Raw genomic sequence first — 17,384 nt, 5'->3', positions numbered from 1 at the left:
TGCCGCCCGCGAACTGCCCGGCATTGCGCCGGACCGGACGGTGGCCGGACCTCTCATCAGCGTCTCCGACGGCACCTCCCGGGCCCGGTGACACCACCCCCCAGGTCATGCCTTCGACAGGGGGCAACAGTCATGCCGGGCCCGGAGGCCAGCGGCCCTCTTGCAGGACCGCGAAAAACATAACGGGGGGCTGCGGTCAGTCGGCGATGGGCAGGTAGACCCGGTTGCCCGCCGCCGCGAACTCCTTCGACTTCTCGGCCATGCCCTGCTCGATCTCCTCCTGCGAGCCTCCGTGCTGACGCCGGATGTCCTGGGAGATCTTCATCGAGCAGAACTTCGGCCCGCACATCGAGCAGAAGTGCGCCGTCTTCGCCGGTTCGGCGGGCAGCGTCTCGTCATGGAACTCCCGTGCCGTGTCCGGGTCCAGAGCCAGGTTGAACTGGTCCTCCCAGCGGAACTCGAACCGCGCGTCGGACAGCGCGTCGTCCCACTCCTGCGCGCCCGGGTGCCCCTTGGCCAGGTCGGCCGCGTGGGCGGCGATCTTGTAGGTGATGACCCCGGTCTTCACGTCATCCCGGTTCGGCAGCCCCAGGTGCTCCTTGGGCGTGACGTAACAGAGCATCGCGGTGCCCCACCAGGCGATCATCGCGGCGCCGATGCCGGAGGTGATGTGGTCGTAGGCGGGCGCGATGTCCGTGGTCAGCGGGCCGAGCGTGTAGAACGGCGCCTCCTCGCAGATTTCCTGCTGGAGGTCGATGTTCTCCTTGATCTTGTGCATCGGGACGTGCCCGGGGCCCTCGATCATGGTCTGGACGCCGTGCCGCTTGGCGATCGTGTTCAGCTCGCCCAGCGTCCGCAATTCGGCGAACTGCGCCTCGTCGTTGGCGTCCGCGATCGAACCGGGCCGCAGTCCGTCACCCAGCGAGTAGGTGACGTCGTACGTCGCGAGGATCTCGCACAGCTCCTCGAAGTGCTCGTAGAGGAACGACTCCTTGTGGTGGGCGAGACACCAGGCCGCCATGATCGAACCGCCGCGCGAGACGATGCCGGTCTTGCGACGGGCCGTCAGCGGTACGTACGGCAGGCGCACTCCGGCGTGCACCGTCATGTAGTCCACGCCCTGCTCGGCCTGTTCGATGACGGTGTCCTTGTAGATCTCCCAGGCCAGCTCCTCGGCCCGGCCGTCGACCTTCTCCAGGGCCTGGTAGAGCGGCACGGTGCCGATCGGCACGGGGGAGTTGCGCAGCACCCATTCACGAGTGGTGTGGATGTTGCGGCCGGTGGACAGGTCCATGACCGTGTCGGCGCCCCACTTCGTCGCCCACGTCATCTTGTCCACCTCCTCCTCGATGGAGGAGGAGACGGCCGAGTTGCCGATGTTGGCGTTGACCTTCACCAGGAACCGCTTGCCGATGATCATCGGCTCGATCTCGGGGTGGTTCACGTTGGCGGGCAGCACCGCCCGCCCCTCCGCGATCTCCTCGCGGACGACCTCGGCCTCCACGTTCTCCCGGATCGCGACGTACTCCATCTCCGGGGTGATCTCCCCCCGTCGGGCGTACGCGAGCTGGGTGACGGGACGGCCGTCGCGGCTGCGGCGCGGCTGGCGCGGGCGGCCGGGGAAGACGGCGTCGAGGTTGCGCAGTCCGCCGCGCGGCGTGGTGTGCTTGAGCCCGTCGTCCTCGGGGCGGGCCGGGCGGCCCGCGTACTCCTCGGTGTCGCCGCGGGCGATGATCCAGTTCTCCCGCAGGGGCGCGAGGCCGCGGCGGACATCGGTGTCGATGGAGGGGTCGGTGTACGGCCCCGACGTGTCGTACAGCGTCACGTCGTTGCCGTTGGTGAGGTGCACCTGTCGGACCGGCACCAGGAGGTCCGGGCGTGAGCCCTGGACGTATCCCTTGTGCCAGCCGATGGACTTCCCGGCCTCGTCTCTCGGCGTCCCGTCGCCCGGCGTCGTGCCGTTCGGCGTTCCGTCGTTCTGTTTCGAGGCAGGCGTGCGTGCGTCCGCTGTGGTCATGAGACCTACTCCCTACGCCGGCATTACCCGGTAACAGGTTCGGCGGTCGGCGCAGCTGATCCGTATCGGTGTACGGCGGTCAGCGCCCTCTCAGCCCGGTGCTCCGAGCTCCCGCGTGTGCAAAGGTGCCTCCACGCTAGCGTTCTTTCCGGCGAGCTGACCAGGGGGCACCCCTGTTCTTGCGATGATCGCCCCGTGACCTCCCCCCAAAACGACCCCGCACCCCAGCCGCCCCAGGGCCACAGCCACGGCCACACACACAGCCACGGGCCCGCCGCCCCGGTGTCCCAGCACCTGCGCAAGGTCATCGCCGCGGTGCTGATCCCGTTCGCGACGGCGGTCGTCGTCGGCCTGATCGCGTTCTGGCCGGGCGGCGCGCCCGACCACGAGCGCACCGGCGTCGGATTCGACCGGCAGACCCAGGACGGAAAGGTCGTCCAGGTCGTCAACGTCGACTGTGCGGACGTCAACGCCGCGCAGGTGCCCCCGACCGGCGACACCTCCACACCCTCCGGCCGGGAGGCCGTCAACGAGCAGGAGGGGGAGTGCGCGAAGGCAACCATCGAGGTGACCAGCGGCGACGACAAGGGCCGCACGTTCGTCGAGGTGGTCCAGCCGGACGCGCCCCGTCAGCTGAGCGAGGGCCAGGGCGTGGTCGTCGCGTACGCCCCCGACGCCCCGCGCGACCTCCAGTACTCGGTGACCGACGTGGACCGGAAGGTCCCGATGTCGGTGCTGGCCGGGATCTTCGCGCTGGCGGTGGTCCTGGTGGGGAGGTTGCGCGGGGTCATGGCGCTGGTGGCGCTGGCCGTGTCGTTCACCGTGCTGACCCTGTTCATCCTGCCGGCGATCCTTCAGGGCTCGAACCCACTGGTCGTGGCGGTGATCGGGGCCAGCGCCATCATGCTGGCGGCCCTCTACCTGTGTCACGGGGTGACGGCCCGTACGTCCGTGGCGGTCGTCGGCACACTGATCTCACTGCTGCTGATCGGGCTGCTGGGCTCCCTGTTCATCGGCTGGGCGCATCTCAGCGGCAACACCGATGACAACACCGGCCTCATCCACGGCCTCTACCCGGATATCGATATGAGCGGGCTGCTGCTGGCCGGCGTCATCATCGGTTCGCTCGGCGTGCTCGACGATGTGACGGTCACCCAGACCTCCGCCGTCTGGGAACTGCACCAGGCCGACCCGCGGATGGGTTGGAAGGGTCTGTACCGGGCAGGTATCCGCATCGGAAGGGACCACATCGCGTCGGTGGTCAACACCCTGGTGCTGGCGTACGCGGGCGCGGCGCTGCCGCTGCTGCTGCTCTTCTCCATCGCCCAGAGCAGCGTGGGGACGGTGGCCAACAGCGAGCTGGTCGCCGAGGAGATCGTCCGCACGCTGGTGGGGTCGATCGGCCTGGTCGCCTCGGTGCCGGTGACCACGGTGCTCGCCGCGCTGGTCGTCTCCGCGGACCGCCCGGGGTCCGGCGGCGCACAGACGGCTACGGCCGCACCCGCGCGGGCCGGGCGGGGCCGTCGCCGTAGAAAGGGATGACGGGCCGGCATCCGGTCAGCCCGCGTTCTGCTCCTCGGCGAGGATGCGGCCGAGCGCATCCTCCAGGTTCCCGTCGAAGTCACCCAGCGTGTGTTCCTGACCGAGCGGCACGAGCTTGTCCGTCCGGTCGAGGAACGCCACCAGCGGCGCCGTCCCCGCCCGGAACAGCGCACGGTCCGCGCCGACCTGGAGCCGGATGTGCACATCGCCGAGACCCTCGGGCTCGGTCGGGCCGATGTGCACATCTCCGTCGCCACTGGGGCTGTTGAGCCCGTCCAGCAGCAGTTCACGGCCGAATGCCCAGGTCACAGGGGCATCGCCGGGAAGATGGAACGTCATACGGATGGCGTACGGATCGCCGACCTCGTACCGAAGCTCCACCGGAATACGGAACGAGAGCTCCTCGGAGACGAGGAAGCTCATCATGACCTCTGCTTGAACCGACTCGCGCATCGTTCAACCCCGCAGTAGATGAAACTGGCCAGGAATGATCCCCTATGGCCCTATTGACGCCATCGTGGTGCACGCGATAGCAGATCACAAGGAGTGATTTTTCAGATACTGATAGAGAACACGAACGAACGCAAGAGGCTGGCGACTTCGCCACGTAACTGTTCGACTGCGGGCAGCAACCGTTCTTCCCGGTCCAGGGGTACGGAAATGGCCATCGCGGCAATGGTGGCACCGGCCGTGACGGGAATCGCGGCGCATACGGTCCCCAGTGCGTACTCCTGGCGTTCGATGACCGGTTCACCTCGTCGGAGGGTGCGCAGCCGCTCAAGGAGTGTGGCTCGATCTCGCACTGAGTAACGGGTGAGAGGGCGCACCGGGTGCCGGTCCAGGTGGTCCTCGCGGGCCCTCTCGTCGAGCTGGGCGAGCAGGCACTGGCCGATGGCGTGGGCGTGGGCGGTCTCCCGGAACGAGGCCCACTCCTCCACCGCCGGGGTGTCGGGGGCGTCCGCGACCGCGATGAGCTCGATCTCGCCGTCGCAGTAGACCGCGCAGTACACGGGCATCCCGATGACGTCGCGCCAGTGGCCGAGGGAGTCGGCGACGGAGGCGGGGCGCGGGCTGGTCCGGACGCCGGGGGCCGCGGTCAGGTTCTCGGCGGCCGCGCCGAAGAGGAAGACGCCGTTCTCGCGGCGGAGGTAGCCCTCGTGGGTGAGGGTGCGCAGCAGGTGATACGCGGTCGGCAGCGGTAGCCCGGCCTCACGCGCCAGCTGCTTGGCGGGCGCCCCGTCCCGATGAGCGCCCACAGCCTCCAGCAGCCTCAACGCCCGCTGCACCGAACCGATCAACGTCGGGACAGCGGTACTCGATGCCGTGGTCAAAGGTCACCCCCAGGCATGGTGACGGGCCGTCGGCCCTCCCGTGGGGGCCGCCCCCACGGGCCTGCCGCGATCCCGAGGACCGGAGGGGAACCGGAGATCCGGTGACCCGTGACCGGCGAGGACCGGTCCGGGCGCCGGCGATCGGAGGCCAACGACCGGACTGTCGTACCCAGGACCGATCAGGTGATCGATATGGTGACGGAAGGTCACATTCCGGATGGCGGCAGTGGATGCCACTGTATCGACCGTCTGCGGCAGATGGGTGGTTTCCTCCGGGACTTAGCTCTGCTGGGCTAATCCTCCCCGCCGGAGCTGACCGCGCCGCGCTGGCGCCCGGTCCGGGTGGCCGGCCGGGACCGGGCGAAGTGGGGAACGGTACGGGGACGGGCCGGCCCCCGCGCCGGCCCGTTGATGTGGTGGTCCGTGTCCTACCAGTCACCGCGTGAGGACGACGACGACATGAACTTCCGGACGACGAAGATCAGCCCGCCGACCAGGACGACGAAGACCAGCGCCTTGAAGAGCAGGCTGATCACGAAGCCGACCACGCTGGCGATCAGACCGCCGAACACGAAGATCGCGACGACGGGCACCGCGATCCACTTCACCCACCAGGGCATTCCCGCGAATATCTCCCGCACGGCCATCGCCTCTACCTCGTCTCTCTGAGTCCTTGCCTCGATGCTAAAGGCGCGAGGGCCCCCCGCGGGGGCCGGGCAGCCCTTGAAGACCCCTGATCGAGCCCCTAGGGATCCCCGGGGGACGGAACCCCGGGGCCCTTCCGGCAGGCGCTCAGCCCTCGGGCGGCGAGAAGACGACCATCACCCGCAGGTCCTCGGTGATGTGGTGGAACTTGTGCTCCACCCCCGCGGGGACGTAGACGACGCTTCCCCTGCTGACCTGCGTCGTCTCCATGCCGACCGTGATCGACGCACGCCCGCTGACGACGAAGTAGACCTCGTCCTGCTGATGCGGCTGCTGCGGATCGAGCGCGCCCGCGTCCAGCGCGTACAGACCGACCGACATGTTCCGCTCCCGCACGAACTGGAGGTAGGCACCGTCGTTGGCGGCGCGCTCCGCCTCCAGCTCATCCAGTCTGAATGCCTTCATGGCCCGTTCCGCCCCTTGTACCCACGCTGTCGGCTGTACCCGTGCTGCCGGTGTCCAGCACCGATCATGTCTGCCACGATCAGACACATGAAGAATTTCGTAGTCAAGACGGTCGCCAACGCGGGTGCGCTGGCCGTCGCCATCTGGCTGATCGGCAACATCACGCTGGAGGGCGGCACCACCGGCCGCAAGGTCCTCACCCTGATCCTGGTCGCGCTGATCTTCGGGCTGGTGAACTTCCTGGTGAAGCCGGTGGTCCAGCTGCTGACGTTCCCCTTGTTCATTCTGACGCTGGGGCTGATCACCCTGGTGGTCAACGCCCTGATGCTGATGCTGACCTCCTGGCTGGCCGGTGTGTTCGATCTCAGCTTCCACGTCGAGGGGTTCTGGACGGCGGTGCTCGGTGGCCTGATCATCTCGGTCGTGTCCTGGGCGCTCAACGTCGTCCTCCCCGACGAGAGCTGATTCCGGGGCGCGGCCGTGCCGGACCTCCGGAGAAGGCCGCTCCCGGGCTCTGGAAGAGTGCGGGGAACACCGGTCCACCTCCGGCGAGCGCAGCTGAGGAGCAGGCATGAGCACCATGGGCGACGGAACGCGCGCGGTACGCGCCGGACTTCCCGAACCGGAGCAGTTCGAACCCACCTTGCCCGGCCCGGTGTTCGCCGCGCACTTCCACCTCTCCGGCGACCCGGTGGGGCCCTATACCTACGGCCGCGAGACCAACCCGACCTGGACCCACCTGGAGCGGGCCATCGGCGAGCTGGAGGCCCCCGGTGAGGACGTGGGCACGACGGTGTTCGCCTCGGGCATGGCGGCGATCACCGCGGTGCTCCTCTCCCAGCTCCGCTCGGGCGACGCCGTGGTCCTGCCGGACGACGGCTACCAGGCGCTCCCCCTCGTACGGGACCAGCTGGCGGCGTACGGCGTCGAGGTCCGGACCGCGCCGACCGGCGGAGACGCCCAGCTGGACCTGCTGCCCGGGGCGAAGCTGCTGTGGATCGAGAGCCCGTCCAATCCGGGCCTGGACGTGTGCGACATCCGGCGGCTGGTGGAGGCGGCGCACGCGGCGGGCGTCCTGGTCGCCGTCGACAACACCCTGGCCACCCCGATCGGCCAGCGCCCGCTGGAGCTGGGCGCGGACTTCTCGGTCGCCAGCGACACCAAGGGCATGACCGGGCACGGTGACATCCTGCTCGGCCATGTGACCTGCCGCGATCCCCGGCTCACGGCGGACGTACGGCGCTGGCGCAAGGTCGTGGGGGCGATCCCGGGGCCGATGGAGGCATGGCTCGCCCATCGCTCGCTGGCCACCCTCCACCTGCGCATCGACCGTCAGTGCAGCTCGGCCCTGGCTCTCGCCGAGGCACTGGCCGCGCGTACGGAGGTCACCGGGCTGCGGTACCCGGGGCTTCCCACCGACCCGTCGTACACCGTCGCGGCCCGCCAGATGCGGCGCTTCGGTTCCGTGGTGTCCTTCGAGCTGGGCGACCGGGAGACCGCTGAGCGCTTCCTGTCCGCGCTGCGCCTGGTCGACGACGCGACAAGCTTCGGCGGTGTCCGGTCGACCGCCGAGCGCCGGGGCCGCTGGGGCGGCGACGCCGTGGCGGAGGGCTTCATCCGCTTCTCGGTCGGCGCGGAGGATCCCGAGGACCTGCTCGCCGATGTCGAACAGGCGCTGGACGCGGCGGTCCGCTAGGCCGGGAGAGTTTCGGACGGCCCTCCACGGGCCACCCTCTTGCCATGACCGAACGTCCTGTGGTCAAGCGCACCGCACGCGCCATCCTGCTCGACGGCGACGATCTCATCCTGATCAAGCGCACGAAGCCGGGAGTCGATCCGTACTGGATCACGCCCGGCGGCGGAGTCGAACCGGAGGACGCCACCGTCGTCGACGCACTGCACCGCGAGGTCGACGAGGAACTCGGCGCCAAGGTCGTCGACGTGGTGCCGTGTTTCGTCGACACCGTGGAGCACATCGCGGACGGCGGCGTGGCGGGGGTGAAGGTCCAGCACTTCTTCGTCTGCCGGCTGGCCTCGATGGACATCTCCCTGCGGCACGGCCCGGAGATCGACGAACCCTCCGGGGAGTACGAGATCGTCCGGGTGCCGTTCAGCCGGGTCGGGATCGCCGCCGTGCACCTCGTTCCGCTCTCCCTGCGGCATTATCTGGACGGCAACATCGAAGGCGTACGGGCCATGCACGCCCCCGACCTGGGCTGACCTCCCGCACCTCGGGCAGGCGCTCTCGCCCGGCCGGGACGCGTGCTCCTCGCCCCGTGCCGTGGACGCTCCCGCTGCCGCACGCCCGGGACATACGGCTCGGCACCGTGTTTCACGTGAAACCGCTCGTGCGCTCCCGGCGCGGCAGGCGGCTGCGGATCTCGGCCAGTTCGGCGAAATCGGTGGACGCGCGATCACCCCGTCAGACAGCCTGGCCCCATGCACAGCCCCTCACCCCGCTCCCTCGTCGACCTGCCGATCCGACGCCTGAACCGGGGAGACCTGGTTCCCTGCGCCGATCTCTGCGAGGACCGCGGCTGGCCGCGCGACGAACACCGGTGGGGGCTGCTCCTCTCGGCCGGAACCGGGTACGGAATCGACGCCCCCGACGGCAAGGGCCTGGCGGCGACTTGCTTGACCATGCCGTACGGGCCCGATCTCGCCGCGGTCGGGATGCTGCTCGTCGCCGGACGCTACGCACGCCGAGGGATCGCCCGCCGGCTGATGCGGCATGTGATGGAGGCGGCGGGGGACACCCCGCTCGCCCTGTACGCCACCGAGCAGGGGCAGCCGCTGTACGAGGACCTGGGCTTCTCCGCCGTGGGTCTGGCCGAACGCGTCGGCGGCCGTTTCGGCCCGGTCGCCCCCGCCGGCTCGGCTCCGGCCGCCCACTCCCGGCCGGCCGTGACCACACGCCCGGCCGCCGCCGGCGACCTGCGGGCGATGGTCCGCCTCGACCTCGCCGCCTTCGGCGCCGACCGGACGCATCTCCTCACCCGGCTCCCCGCCTTCTCCGACCGGCTCCAGGTCGCCGAGGAGCACGGCGAACTGGTCGGCTACGCGGCGCTCTGGCCGAGCGGGCCGTCCGGGGTGATCGGGCCGCTGATCGCACGGGACACCGCCACCGCGCAGGCCCTGGTCACCGCCCTGGCCGCCACGACGGACCGGCCGCTGCGGGCCGATGTCGACGCCCGGCACAAGGAACTGCTCGGCTGGCTGGCGGAGCGCGGGCTGGGGCCCCTGTCCCGGACCACCGCGATGACGTACGGCATCCCGGAGCTGCCCGGCGACGCCGCCCACAGGTTCGCCCCGCTCACGGTCGCGACGGGCTGACGGGGAGCGGCCGGTACCCCTGGGGCGGGCGGTGCGGCTGTTCCGCGGTGCCGGCGGGCCGGCCCGCCTGAGGAGCGAGGATCAGTGCCGCGCCGTCGCCGCGGCGGCCGGTTGCGGGCTGCTCCCGGCGACGATCCTGCCCTTGCCGGTCTCCCGGCGCTCCAGCAGGCCGGAGAGCACAGCCAGAACCAGGGCGGACGCGGCGAGCGCGGCGCCGACCCAGTTGGGCGCGGTGTAGCCGAGACCGGCCGCGATGACGATGCCGCCGAGCCAGGCGGAGAGGGCGTTGCCGAGGTTGAAGGCGCCGATGTTGACCGCGGAGGCCAGTGTCGGCGCACCCGCCGCCTGATCGAGGACCCGTTTCTGCAGCGGTGGCACGGTCGCGAAGCCCAGGGCGCCGATCAGGACGATGGTGACGGCAGCGGCGACCTTGTGGTGGGCGGTCACGGTGAACAGGCCGAGGACCACGGCGAGCGCACCCAGCGAGGCGTACAGCATGGGCATCAGGTGGCGGTCGGCGAACCTGCCGCCGATCAGGTTGCCGCCCACCATGCCGAGGCCGAAGAGGACGAGCAGCCAGGTGACGGACGAGGCCGAGTAGCCGGCGACCTCGGTCATCATCGGAGTGATGTAGGTGATCGCGGCGAAGACCCCGCCGAAGCCCAGGACGGTCATGGCCATCGCCAGCAGAACCTGGACATTGCGGAACGCGGCCAGTTCGTGGCGGATGCGCACGCCTTCCGGCCCGGGCTGGTCCGGGACGAGTTTCGCGACGCCGAGCAGCCCCACGACCCCGAGAACGGCGACGCCGAGGAACGTGGTCCGCCAGCCCGCGGTCTGCCCGATGAGCGTGCCGAGCGGAACCCCGACGACGTTGGCGACGGTGAGTCCGGTGAACATCATGGCGATGGCCCCGGCCTTCTTCCGCGGGGCGACCAGACCGGCGGCGACCACCGAGCCGATGCCGAAGAAGGCACCGTGCGCGAGGGAGGCGATCACGCGTCCGGCGAGCATGACGCCGAAGACGGGGGCGAGCGCGGACACGACGTTGCCCACGATGAACAGCCCCATGAGGAGCATCAGCATGCGCTTGCGGGTGACGCGGGTGCCCAGCAGCGTCATCAGCGGGGCACCGAGGACCACACCGAGCGCGTAGCCGGTCACCAGGAAGCCCGCCGTGGGGATCGAGACCCGGAAGTCACCGGCGACCTCGGGGAGCAGCCCCATGATCACGAACTCGGTCGTTCCGATCCCGAACGCCCCGATGGCGAGGGCGAGGAGCGCGAGGGGCACGGGGATCACCTTTCAGGAAAATTGCGTAAGCACCTTACGGGCGTCCACATTAATTGCAGACGCTGGCTATACGCAAACGCGGACTATTGCACTCGTCGCCTATCCTGGAGTCACGCAGCTCCCGTACGGAGGAGAGAGACATGACAGCGACCGATCCCGCCCTGACCGCCATCGCCCAGAGCTGGTGCGCGCTCTCCCTGCTCCACGGGAAGATCGAGGCCCGTATCGAACGGGCTCTCCAGGCCGGCCACGGGCTCAGCGCACGCGAGTACTCCCTGCTCGACGTGTTGAGCCGACAGCACAACGGCACGGGCGGGCACCTCCAGATGAAGCAGGTGGCGGACGCCGTCGTCCTCAGCCAGAGCGCCACCACCCGGCTCGTGACCCGGCTTGAGGACCGCGGGCTGCTCACCCGCTACCTGTGCGACACCGACCGCCGGGGCATCTACACCGACGTCACCGAGGCCGGCCTCACGCTGCTGGAGGCCGCCCGGCCGACGAACGACAGCGCACTGCGGGCGGCCCTGGACGAGGCGGCGCAGAACCCGGAGCTCGCTCCCCTGGTCAGGGCCGTCGAAGATCTGAAGGTCCTGGCCTGAGCAGCACCGGCCCCCGGCCGATAGCCGGCCTGACCTGGCTGTCCTGGCTGACCGGCGGGAAGGCCCACCGCGGCCGTCCTAGGATTCCGATCATGAGTGATCTCGCCGTACGCCCCGCCACCCCGGATGACCTGGCCCGGGTGGTCGCCATGCTCGCCGACGACCCCTTGGGCGCACAGCGCGAGTCACCGGACGATCTCGCCCCTTACCGGGAGGCGTTCCAGAGGCTGGCCGACGACCCGAATCAGCACGTGGTCGTCGCCGTCCGCGAGGACCGGGTCGTCGGCACGCTGCAGCTGACCATCGTCCCGGGGCTGTCCCGTCGCGGCGCGACCCGCTCGATCATCGAGGGTGTCCGCGTCCATGCCGACGAGCGCGGCAGCGGCCTCGGCACCCAGCTCATCCAGTGGGCGGTGGACGAATCCCGACGTCAGAACTGCCAGTTGGTGCAGCTGACCTCGGACGTCACCCGCGAAGACGCACACCGCTTCTACGAGCGGCTCGGCTTCACAGCCAGCCATGTGGGCTTCAAACTGGCGCTCTGACCAGAGCGGGCCGGGAATCGAGCGGGCCAGCGGGAGCCGAGCGGACGAGCGGGCGTCGACGGACCGGTGGGTGCTTACGGCCCGGTGGTTGCCGTCGGCCGCGGGCGCCGCGGGCCCATGGGCGCCCACCGGACCGCCGGGTCGACGACTGTTTCACGTGAAACACCACCGGCCCATCGGGACTGCCGACCTGATCGGCGAGGTCTTCTCGGCATGGGTTCAATCGCGTCCGAGCCCGCGCCAGCCCTCCGCGTCCACTCCGCCAGGCACGGCCGACCCCGCCTCGTAGGGGTCCCGGGTGAAGACGAACGAGCCCAGGTCGAGGTGGTCGACCGAGCCGTCGTCCTTGCGTACGACGCTCAGGGTCTCCCCCGCGTAGTAGCCGTTCTGGCCCGTCCACGTGCCGTCCGAGCCGTAGGTGAAGGCCGCGCCACGGCCACTGCCGCCCAGCGGAGTGAGCTGTAGGCCCCGGCCCTCCGTGAGCCGCAGCGTGAACGTCTGGGTGCCCCAGTGCCAGATCCCGGTCAGCGCGAGCAGTTCGTCGTCCACCTCGGGCAGCGGACGCCACGGGTCCGGAATCCGCGGCTCGGCTTCGGCGACGATACCCAGGAGTTCGGCGGCCACCATCGCGGCGGGCAGCCCGGAGGTGACGTTGGCGAGAGCGACCGCGGCCACGTCTTCCTCCTCACTGGCCCAGAGACCGGCGACGAACCCGGGCAGCGACCCCGAATGCCCGAACAGCACGAGCCCCTCGCCCCCGACGATCTGAAGCCCCAGACCGTAGCCGCTTCCGCCCGTCTCGACCGGGGCTGCGGGAGTACGCATCTCCCGCACGGAGGCCGCCGAAAGCACCCGGTCGTCGCCCTCCATCAGGAAGGCGGCGAACCGCAGCAGGTCCTCCGCGGTGGACCAGAGCTGCCCGGCGGGCGCCATGATCCCGAGGTCCTCGGCGGGTTCGCTCATCATGACGTCGGCCCAGGGATGGACGGCCCAGCCGTCGGCGTGCGGTGCCACTGGCGCGGTCGTCGTCCGGTGCATGCCCAGCGGTTCCAGGATCTCGCGGCGCAGTGCCTCCTCCCAGGAGACTCCGCGTACCGCTTCGACCAGTGAACCGAGCAGGGTGTAGCCCGGATTCGAGTAGTGATGGCGATGACCGGCCGGATGTGTCCCCGGCCGGTCGCCCAGCACGTCGGCGAGCTCGGGCCGCAGGTGTCCGGGCGTCCGTTCCCACCAGGGGGCGGGCGCTTCGGCACCCAGCCCCGCGCTGTGCCCCAGCAACTGGAAGACGGTCGCTCCGCCCGCGCCCGTGCCGGGGAGGTGCTTCTCCAGCGGATCGTCCAGGCCGACCAGGCCCTCGTCCCGCAGCCGCAGGACCAGAACGGCCGTGAACGTCTTGGTGATCGAGCCGATCCGGTACTGCGTATCGGCGTCGGGAGCGTGTCCCTCGACGCACGCACGCGCCCCGCTCCAGGCCGTACGCCCCTGGCGTCGCACGGCGGCCACGAGAGAGGGGGCGCGGCCGTCCCGCTGTGCGACGGCGATACGGTGCGACAGAGCACGCCGGGTCTGGGGTAGCAGGTCTTCGGCTAGAGAAGTCATGGTGCAACCCCTACCCGACACGCCCCTTCCTGACGAACCCTTTTCCGCGGAGCCGAAACCCGCTGGAGCCGAAACCCGGCGGCATCGAAGCCGGCCGGAGCCGAAGACTGCGGAGCCGGTCAGTCGGCCGGCGCCGACCGACCGGCGCGCGGTGGGCCCGAACGTGGGGCTCAGCGCTTGCGGCGGTACGTCCGGACCAGTGCGCCGTTCTCGAAAGTCCGCACTCCCTCAAGGGTGAACTCGGTGACCCCGGAACCGGACCCGAACATCGGCATACCGACTCCGTACACCACCGGGTAGGTCTTGATCACGAGCTCGTCGATCTCGTCGAGCAGTTCCCCAGCCAACTGGGACCCGCCGCAGAGCCAGATGTCCAGCTCGCCGTCCTCGGCCTTGAGCTCCCTGATCCGGGCGACTGGGTTCTCCGCGATCAGCTCGACGTTCCGGTGAGGGGGCTCCGTGAGCGTCCGGGAGGCGACGAGCTCCCGCAGGTGGCCGTACGGGCTGGCGATGTCCGCGTCCAGCGCCAGCTGATAGCTACGGCGCCCCTGGACGACGGTGTCGAAGTGCTGGTTCTCGGCGTCGTGGAGCCCGAGGGCCTGACGGCCCTCGGCGGAGATGGTCTCCGGGTACTCCGACTTCAGGAAGTCGACGAACTCCTCGCTGACGAAGGGCATCATCGCCGAGGCGTCACCACGGGAATCCCCGATGAAGCCGTCGATCGAGCAGGCGATGAAGTAAGTGAGACTGCGCACGAGCTCCCCGTTCCGTCGATGGGTGCGGGCCTGACGGCCCGGATGGCACGGCAGGCGCGACCACCCACCGTAACCACGTCACTTATAGTGCTTCACATGTAGTGGTTGTGCAAGCCTCTTTTCGAGACCGGACAGGCAGGAAGAACGCTGATGGCGAAGAACCCCGAACGCAGGATCATGCTCACGGACGCGGCGGTCGACGTCCTGGCGCACGAAGGCGCCCGAGGGCTCACCTTCCGCGCCGTGGACGCCCGGGCGGGCGTACCGGTGGGCACCGCGTCGAACTACTTCACCAGCCGCGACGACCTCCTGATGCAGACCGGGGCCCGTATCAGCAGCCGGATGACGCCGGACCCGGCGCACGTCGAACAGATCATGCTCCCCGCCCCCTCACGGGAACTGGTCACCGAGCTGATGCACTGGCTGATCCGGCGGATGACCGAGGACCGGAACGGCTACCTGGCCATGCTGGAACTCCGGCTGGAGGCGACCCGCCGCCCCGAACTGCGCACCCAGTTGACACGAACCGTGCGCGCGGGCTTCGAGTACAGCCACTCCTTCCACCACGACCGGGGTCTGCCGGGCGACCACGACGCCTTTCTGGTCCTCTACCTGGCCATGACCGGGCTGCTCCTGGAACACTTCACGCTCCCGGACATGCTCGGCGGCATCGGTCTCGACCGGCTGGTCGAGAGCGTGGTCGCCCGGACCATCCCCGCCGGCTGACGCTTCCGCCCTGTCGGCTCGCACGGCTCTCCCGTGTCGTGATCCGCGTGTGGGCGTCCGGACGAAGCCGTCACGGTCGTCGGCTCTCGGACGCGCGAGCCGTGCACCGTCGAGCGGCCCATGACCTCGCCCAGGGCGCGCACCTGCGGCCCCGGACGCAGGGCGTAATGACGTTGCGTCACACCGACCGGCACTGTACGTTCGCTCGCGCCGAGAAGGTCGGTGTCACGGCGTCGGCCCGGCACACCCCCAGGAAGGACGACCCACCATTCCCACCAAGACGGTGCAGATCCCCACGACGGACGGCCTGGCCGACGGCTTCGCCGTCCTTCCCGAGCACGGCGGCCGGCATCCAGGGGTGCTGATGTACGGGGATGCCTTCGGCGACCGGCCCACACTGCGGGAGCTGGCCCGCGAGCTGGCCGGGCACGGGTACTACGTGCTCGTCCCCAACTTCTTCTACCGGAACGGGCCGGCACCGGTCGTCGACCTCCCCGCGCACATCGGTGAAGAGGACCGGCTCCCGCTCATCGGCCGGCTGATGCCGCTGATCGAGGCGCACACGACCGAACGCGTCCTGCGCGACGCCGACTCCTACATCGAGTTCCTCACGGCCCAGCCCGAGGTGGCGACCGGGCCGCTCGCGGTGACCGGCTACTGCATCGGCGGCCTCCTGGCGACCCGCACGGCTGCGGCCCACCCCGGGCAGGTGGCCGCCCTCGCCGCGTTCCACGCGCCTGTCGCCGCCGACGGTCCCGACAGCCTGCGCCGCCTCACGGCCGAGGTCCACTTCGGCCACGCCGCGACGGACATCACGCCCGAGGCGCTCGACGAGCTCAACCGCTCCCTGGACGCCGCGGGGGTCGGCTACACCTCCGAGATCTACCCCGGCACCGTCCACGGCTTCACCATGTCCGACACCGACGCCTTCGACCCGGCGGGGCTGCGACACCACTGGGACCGCCTGCTGCCCCTCCTCGCCCGCACCCTGCCGAACGGCTGAGAACCGCCGCCGCAGGCCGCCGTACGCCTCGGCACCAGGCCGCAGGAGCGGGCCGAACCGCCCCCTGCGCGGTTACGAGGACGCTGGCCGGCCCAGCTCCTCGGGCCCGTAGAGGGCGGCCGTCGCCCCCGTCTCCAAGGCCCAGTAGCGGTCTCCGTACGACCAGTGCCACCACTCTGTGGGGTAGTTGACCAGGCCCGTGGCGGCGAGCGCGGATCCGAGCACTTCCCGGCGGGAGCGGGCCTCGTCGCCGATGGTGTCGGCGCGCGTGTAGCAGCCGCCCGCGCTCTCCTCGGGCGACGCGTTCATACGGGTGCCCATGTCGAGTTCACGGCCGTCGCCATCGGCGAGCGTCACGTCGACGGCGGCCCCGGCGCTGTGCGGTGCGATCTCCGGTGGGGACACGTAACGGCTGGCCGCCGAGCGGATCCGCCCGTCGGACCATTGCGGATGCTCGCCACGCAACTGGGCCGCGTACGCGTCGAAGTAGCGACGCTGGAGGGACGGCGGGCGGTACCCCTCGACGAACAACAGCCGCAGCCCCCGGGGGAGCTGTGCCTGCGCGGCGAGGAGGCGGTCGAGCACGCCTGCCCGCACGTGGGCGAAGGAACCGGCGGAGTCCAGCCACTTCCGCTCGTCGACCAGCAGGGACCCGTCCCGTCGCACATCCACGAGCGGTTCACCGCACTCCTGAACGGGCACGGCTGCGACCTTCGGGTCGGACATCAGAACGATCTCGGTCATGCCGCGATCATCTCGTGGCCCGGGAGCCGTCCGCCGCGAAACGTCCAGCCCAGCCCCCGCGTGCGCTGCGGGGTGCGGTCGCCTCGGCAGTCCCGGGGGCCCCGGCGCGGGCACGCGGCCCGGGGGATGTGCGAGGGGGCGGTCACTCCGCTGGCCCAGGGCTCCTGGTGCGCCGGTTCGCATGGAAGCGCGCCTTCTTCTGGCGGTTGCCGCAGGTGTTCATGTCGCACCATTTGCGGGTGCGGCTTCGGCTGGTGTCGAAGAAGGCGGCTCGGCAGGTCGGCGAGGCGCACAAGGCCAGCCTCCCGTCCCGTTCACCCGCGATGACGCTGATCGTGTCGGCGGCGACCACGCCGAGGGCGTCTTCCAGGCGGGAAGCCGAGCCGAGACTCCATCGCCGCTTGCCGTCGGGCGTCAGGACCGCCGCGGCCCGGCCCTGAGCGCTGCGCTCATTGATGACGTGGACGGCGGACTCGGGGAGAGCTTCCTGGAGCGCGGCCGCCGTCGCGGCGGCGTGGATCGACTCCCGCAGCTCCCGGGCCCGTTCGAGCCCGACGGCGTCGCAGGAATCCACGGCGAGGCCGTACACCGCCAGCCAGTCGATGAGCCGCTGCGGCGTGGGGATGCGCTCCACCGCGTCGCCATGACGCTCCGAGAGGGTCCCCGTGAAGCTGGTGGCCAGCACGGTACCGAGGCGAAAGTCGGGGAAGCCGGCGCGCATGGAACCACCTTAGCCGGTTGCATGCGAACACGAAAGAGTAAGAGAACCGCCATAGCCGGTTCGCGG

General features: G+C 70.3%; 19 protein-coding genes and 1 riboswitch. Of the genes, 9 read left to right on the top strand and 10 right to left on the bottom strand.

Annotation, left to right across the window (positions count from 1 at the left end; translation table 11 throughout):
* Positions 1 to 196: 196 nt before the first annotated feature.
* The gene (thiC, locus tag ACIQMU_RS13195) at positions 197 to 2,017 is read right to left on the bottom strand and encodes a phosphomethylpyrimidine synthase ThiC (protein WP_402688864.1); all 1,821 of its coding nucleotides are present in this window, start codon (positions 2,015 to 2,017) and stop codon (positions 197 to 199) included.
* A riboswitch (TPP riboswitch) is annotated at positions 2,010 to 2,142 on the bottom strand. It overlaps the preceding gene by 8 nt.
* Positions 2,143 to 2,212: 70 nt before the next feature.
* Here thiC and ACIQMU_RS13190 point away from each other — a divergent pair.
* A complete protein-coding gene (locus ACIQMU_RS13190; protein WP_352239182.1) occupies positions 2,213 to 3,559 on the top strand; it encodes a YibE/F family protein in 1,347 nt (448 codons plus the stop codon).
* A gap of 15 nt (positions 3,560 to 3,574) precedes the next feature.
* Here the strand turns inward: ACIQMU_RS13190 and ACIQMU_RS13185 are convergent, their stop codons facing one another.
* The 4 genes from ACIQMU_RS13185 to ACIQMU_RS13170 form a co-directional block, all read right to left on the bottom strand.
* Positions 3,575 to 4,012, bottom strand: a complete 438-nt coding sequence (locus tag ACIQMU_RS13185; protein ID WP_024263706.1) for an SsgA family sporulation/cell division regulator — start codon at positions 4,010 to 4,012, stop codon at positions 3,575 to 3,577.
* A 101-nt stretch (positions 4,013 to 4,113) separates the two neighbouring features.
* Complete coding sequence (locus ACIQMU_RS13180; RefSeq protein WP_352239183.1) at positions 4,114 to 4,890, bottom strand: helix-turn-helix domain-containing protein; 777 nt, start codon at positions 4,888 to 4,890, stop codon at positions 4,114 to 4,116.
* Positions 4,891 to 5,318: 428 nt separating this feature from the next.
* A complete protein-coding gene (locus ACIQMU_RS13175; protein WP_097865633.1) occupies positions 5,319 to 5,531 on the bottom strand; it encodes a DUF5326 family protein in 213 nt (70 codons plus the stop codon).
* 151 nt (positions 5,532 to 5,682) lie between these two features.
* On the bottom strand, positions 5,683 to 6,000 hold the full coding sequence (locus ACIQMU_RS13170) for a cupin domain-containing protein (RefSeq protein ID WP_352239184.1): 318 nt from the start codon (positions 5,998 to 6,000) through the stop codon (positions 5,683 to 5,685).
* 87 nt (positions 6,001 to 6,087) lie between these two features.
* On the opposite strand from ACIQMU_RS13170, the gene ACIQMU_RS13165 reads away from it, so the two are divergent.
* The 4 genes from ACIQMU_RS13165 to ACIQMU_RS13150 all read left to right on the top strand — a co-directional run bounded on the left by ACIQMU_RS13165 (position 6,088) and on the right by ACIQMU_RS13150 (position 9,333).
* Positions 6,088 to 6,465, top strand: a complete 378-nt coding sequence (locus ACIQMU_RS13165; protein ID WP_352239185.1) for a phage holin family protein — start codon at positions 6,088 to 6,090, stop codon at positions 6,463 to 6,465.
* Positions 6,466 to 6,571: 106 nt separating this feature from the next.
* Positions 6,572 to 7,696, top strand: coding sequence for a cystathionine gamma-lyase (locus tag ACIQMU_RS13160; protein WP_352239186.1), 1,125 nt, complete (start codon positions 6,572 to 6,574; stop codon positions 7,694 to 7,696).
* Between the two features lie 44 nt (positions 7,697 to 7,740).
* Positions 7,741 to 8,220 (top strand): NUDIX hydrolase, encoded by a 480-nt coding sequence (locus ACIQMU_RS13155; protein WP_352239187.1) that lies wholly within the window; start codon positions 7,741 to 7,743, stop codon positions 8,218 to 8,220.
* A gap of 219 nt (positions 8,221 to 8,439) precedes the next feature.
* Positions 8,440 to 9,333, top strand: a complete 894-nt coding sequence (locus ACIQMU_RS13150; RefSeq protein ID WP_402688863.1) for a GNAT family N-acetyltransferase — start codon at positions 8,440 to 8,442, stop codon at positions 9,331 to 9,333.
* Between the two features lie 81 nt (positions 9,334 to 9,414).
* On the opposite strand, the gene ACIQMU_RS13145 is transcribed toward ACIQMU_RS13150, so the two are convergent.
* Positions 9,415 to 10,626, bottom strand: a complete 1,212-nt coding sequence (locus ACIQMU_RS13145; RefSeq protein ID WP_352239189.1) for an MFS transporter — start codon at positions 10,624 to 10,626, stop codon at positions 9,415 to 9,417.
* 140 nt (positions 10,627 to 10,766) lie between these two features.
* On the opposite strand from ACIQMU_RS13145, the gene ACIQMU_RS13140 reads away from it, so the two are divergent.
* Both ACIQMU_RS13140 and ACIQMU_RS13135 read left to right on the top strand, forming a co-directional pair.
* Positions 10,767 to 11,225 (top strand): MarR family transcriptional regulator, encoded by a 459-nt coding sequence (locus tag ACIQMU_RS13140; protein WP_352239190.1) that lies wholly within the window; start codon positions 10,767 to 10,769, stop codon positions 11,223 to 11,225.
* 92 nt (positions 11,226 to 11,317) lie between these two features.
* On the top strand, positions 11,318 to 11,770 hold the full coding sequence (locus tag ACIQMU_RS13135; protein WP_352239191.1) for a GNAT family N-acetyltransferase: 453 nt from the start codon (positions 11,318 to 11,320) through the stop codon (positions 11,768 to 11,770).
* Between the two features lie 219 nt (positions 11,771 to 11,989).
* On the opposite strand, the gene ACIQMU_RS13130 is transcribed toward ACIQMU_RS13135, so the two are convergent.
* Complete coding sequence (locus ACIQMU_RS13130) at positions 11,990 to 13,369, bottom strand: serine hydrolase domain-containing protein (RefSeq protein ID WP_352239192.1); 1,380 nt, start codon at positions 13,367 to 13,369, stop codon at positions 11,990 to 11,992.
* A gap of 170 nt (positions 13,370 to 13,539) precedes the next feature.
* The gene (locus tag ACIQMU_RS13125) at positions 13,540 to 14,124 is read right to left on the bottom strand and encodes a dihydrofolate reductase family protein (RefSeq protein WP_352239193.1); all 585 of its coding nucleotides are present in this window, start codon (positions 14,122 to 14,124) and stop codon (positions 13,540 to 13,542) included.
* A 150-nt stretch (positions 14,125 to 14,274) separates the two neighbouring features.
* Between ACIQMU_RS13125 and ACIQMU_RS13120 the strand changes: the two genes are divergently transcribed.
* Positions 14,275 to 14,850, top strand: coding sequence for a TetR family transcriptional regulator (locus ACIQMU_RS13120; protein ID WP_352239194.1), 576 nt, complete (start codon positions 14,275 to 14,277; stop codon positions 14,848 to 14,850).
* Between the two features lie 268 nt (positions 14,851 to 15,118).
* Complete coding sequence (locus tag ACIQMU_RS13115; protein ID WP_352239424.1) at positions 15,119 to 15,853, top strand: dienelactone hydrolase family protein; 735 nt, start codon at positions 15,119 to 15,121, stop codon at positions 15,851 to 15,853.
* A 72-nt stretch (positions 15,854 to 15,925) separates the two neighbouring features.
* Here ACIQMU_RS13115 and ACIQMU_RS13110 read toward each other — a convergent pair whose 3' ends face one another.
* Together ACIQMU_RS13110 and ACIQMU_RS13105 are read right to left on the bottom strand one after the other, a co-directional pair.
* Positions 15,926 to 16,597, bottom strand: coding sequence for a M15 family metallopeptidase (locus ACIQMU_RS13110; protein ID WP_402688862.1), 672 nt, complete (start codon positions 16,595 to 16,597; stop codon positions 15,926 to 15,928).
* Between the two features lie 142 nt (positions 16,598 to 16,739).
* Positions 16,740 to 17,318, bottom strand: coding sequence for a CGNR zinc finger domain-containing protein (locus ACIQMU_RS13105; protein WP_352239196.1), 579 nt, complete (start codon positions 17,316 to 17,318; stop codon positions 16,740 to 16,742).
* Positions 17,319 to 17,384: the final 66 nt, after the last annotated feature.

This window comes from Streptomyces sp. NPDC091649 (assembly GCF_044756785.1).
Taxonomy (GTDB): Bacteria; Actinomycetota; Actinomycetes; order Streptomycetales; family Streptomycetaceae; genus Streptomyces.
This window is presented reverse-complemented; position numbering and strand designations above follow the sequence as displayed.

Coding starts and splice junctions, on each gene's coding strand:
- thiC (WP_402688864.1), bottom strand. CDS start 2,017: ATGACCACAGCGGACGCACGCACGCCTGCCTCGAAACAGAACGACGGA.
- ACIQMU_RS13185 (WP_024263706.1), bottom strand. CDS start 4,012: ATGCGCGAGTCGGTTCAAGCAGAGGTCATGATGAGCTTCCTCGTCTCC.
- ACIQMU_RS13170 (WP_352239184.1), bottom strand. CDS start 6,000: ATGAAGGCATTCAGACTGGATGAGCTGGAGGCGGAGCGCGCCGCCAAC.
- ACIQMU_RS13165 (WP_352239185.1), top strand. CDS start 6,088: ATGAAGAATTTCGTAGTCAAGACGGTCGCCAACGCGGGTGCGCTGGCC.
- ACIQMU_RS13160 (WP_352239186.1), top strand. CDS start 6,572: ATGAGCACCATGGGCGACGGAACGCGCGCGGTACGCGCCGGACTTCCC.
- ACIQMU_RS13155 (WP_352239187.1), top strand. CDS start 7,741: ATGACCGAACGTCCTGTGGTCAAGCGCACCGCACGCGCCATCCTGCTC.
- ACIQMU_RS13150 (WP_402688863.1), top strand. CDS start 8,440: ATGCACAGCCCCTCACCCCGCTCCCTCGTCGACCTGCCGATCCGACGC.
- ACIQMU_RS13140 (WP_352239190.1), top strand. CDS start 10,767: ATGACAGCGACCGATCCCGCCCTGACCGCCATCGCCCAGAGCTGGTGC.
- ACIQMU_RS13135 (WP_352239191.1), top strand. CDS start 11,318: ATGAGTGATCTCGCCGTACGCCCCGCCACCCCGGATGACCTGGCCCGG.
- ACIQMU_RS13130 (WP_352239192.1), bottom strand. CDS start 13,369: ATGACTTCTCTAGCCGAAGACCTGCTACCCCAGACCCGGCGTGCTCTG.
- ACIQMU_RS13120 (WP_352239194.1), top strand. CDS start 14,275: ATGGCGAAGAACCCCGAACGCAGGATCATGCTCACGGACGCGGCGGTC.
- ACIQMU_RS13110 (WP_402688862.1), bottom strand. CDS start 16,597: ATGACCGAGATCGTTCTGATGTCCGACCCGAAGGTCGCAGCCGTGCCC.
- ACIQMU_RS13105 (WP_352239196.1), bottom strand. CDS start 17,318: ATGCGCGCCGGCTTCCCCGACTTTCGCCTCGGTACCGTGCTGGCCACC.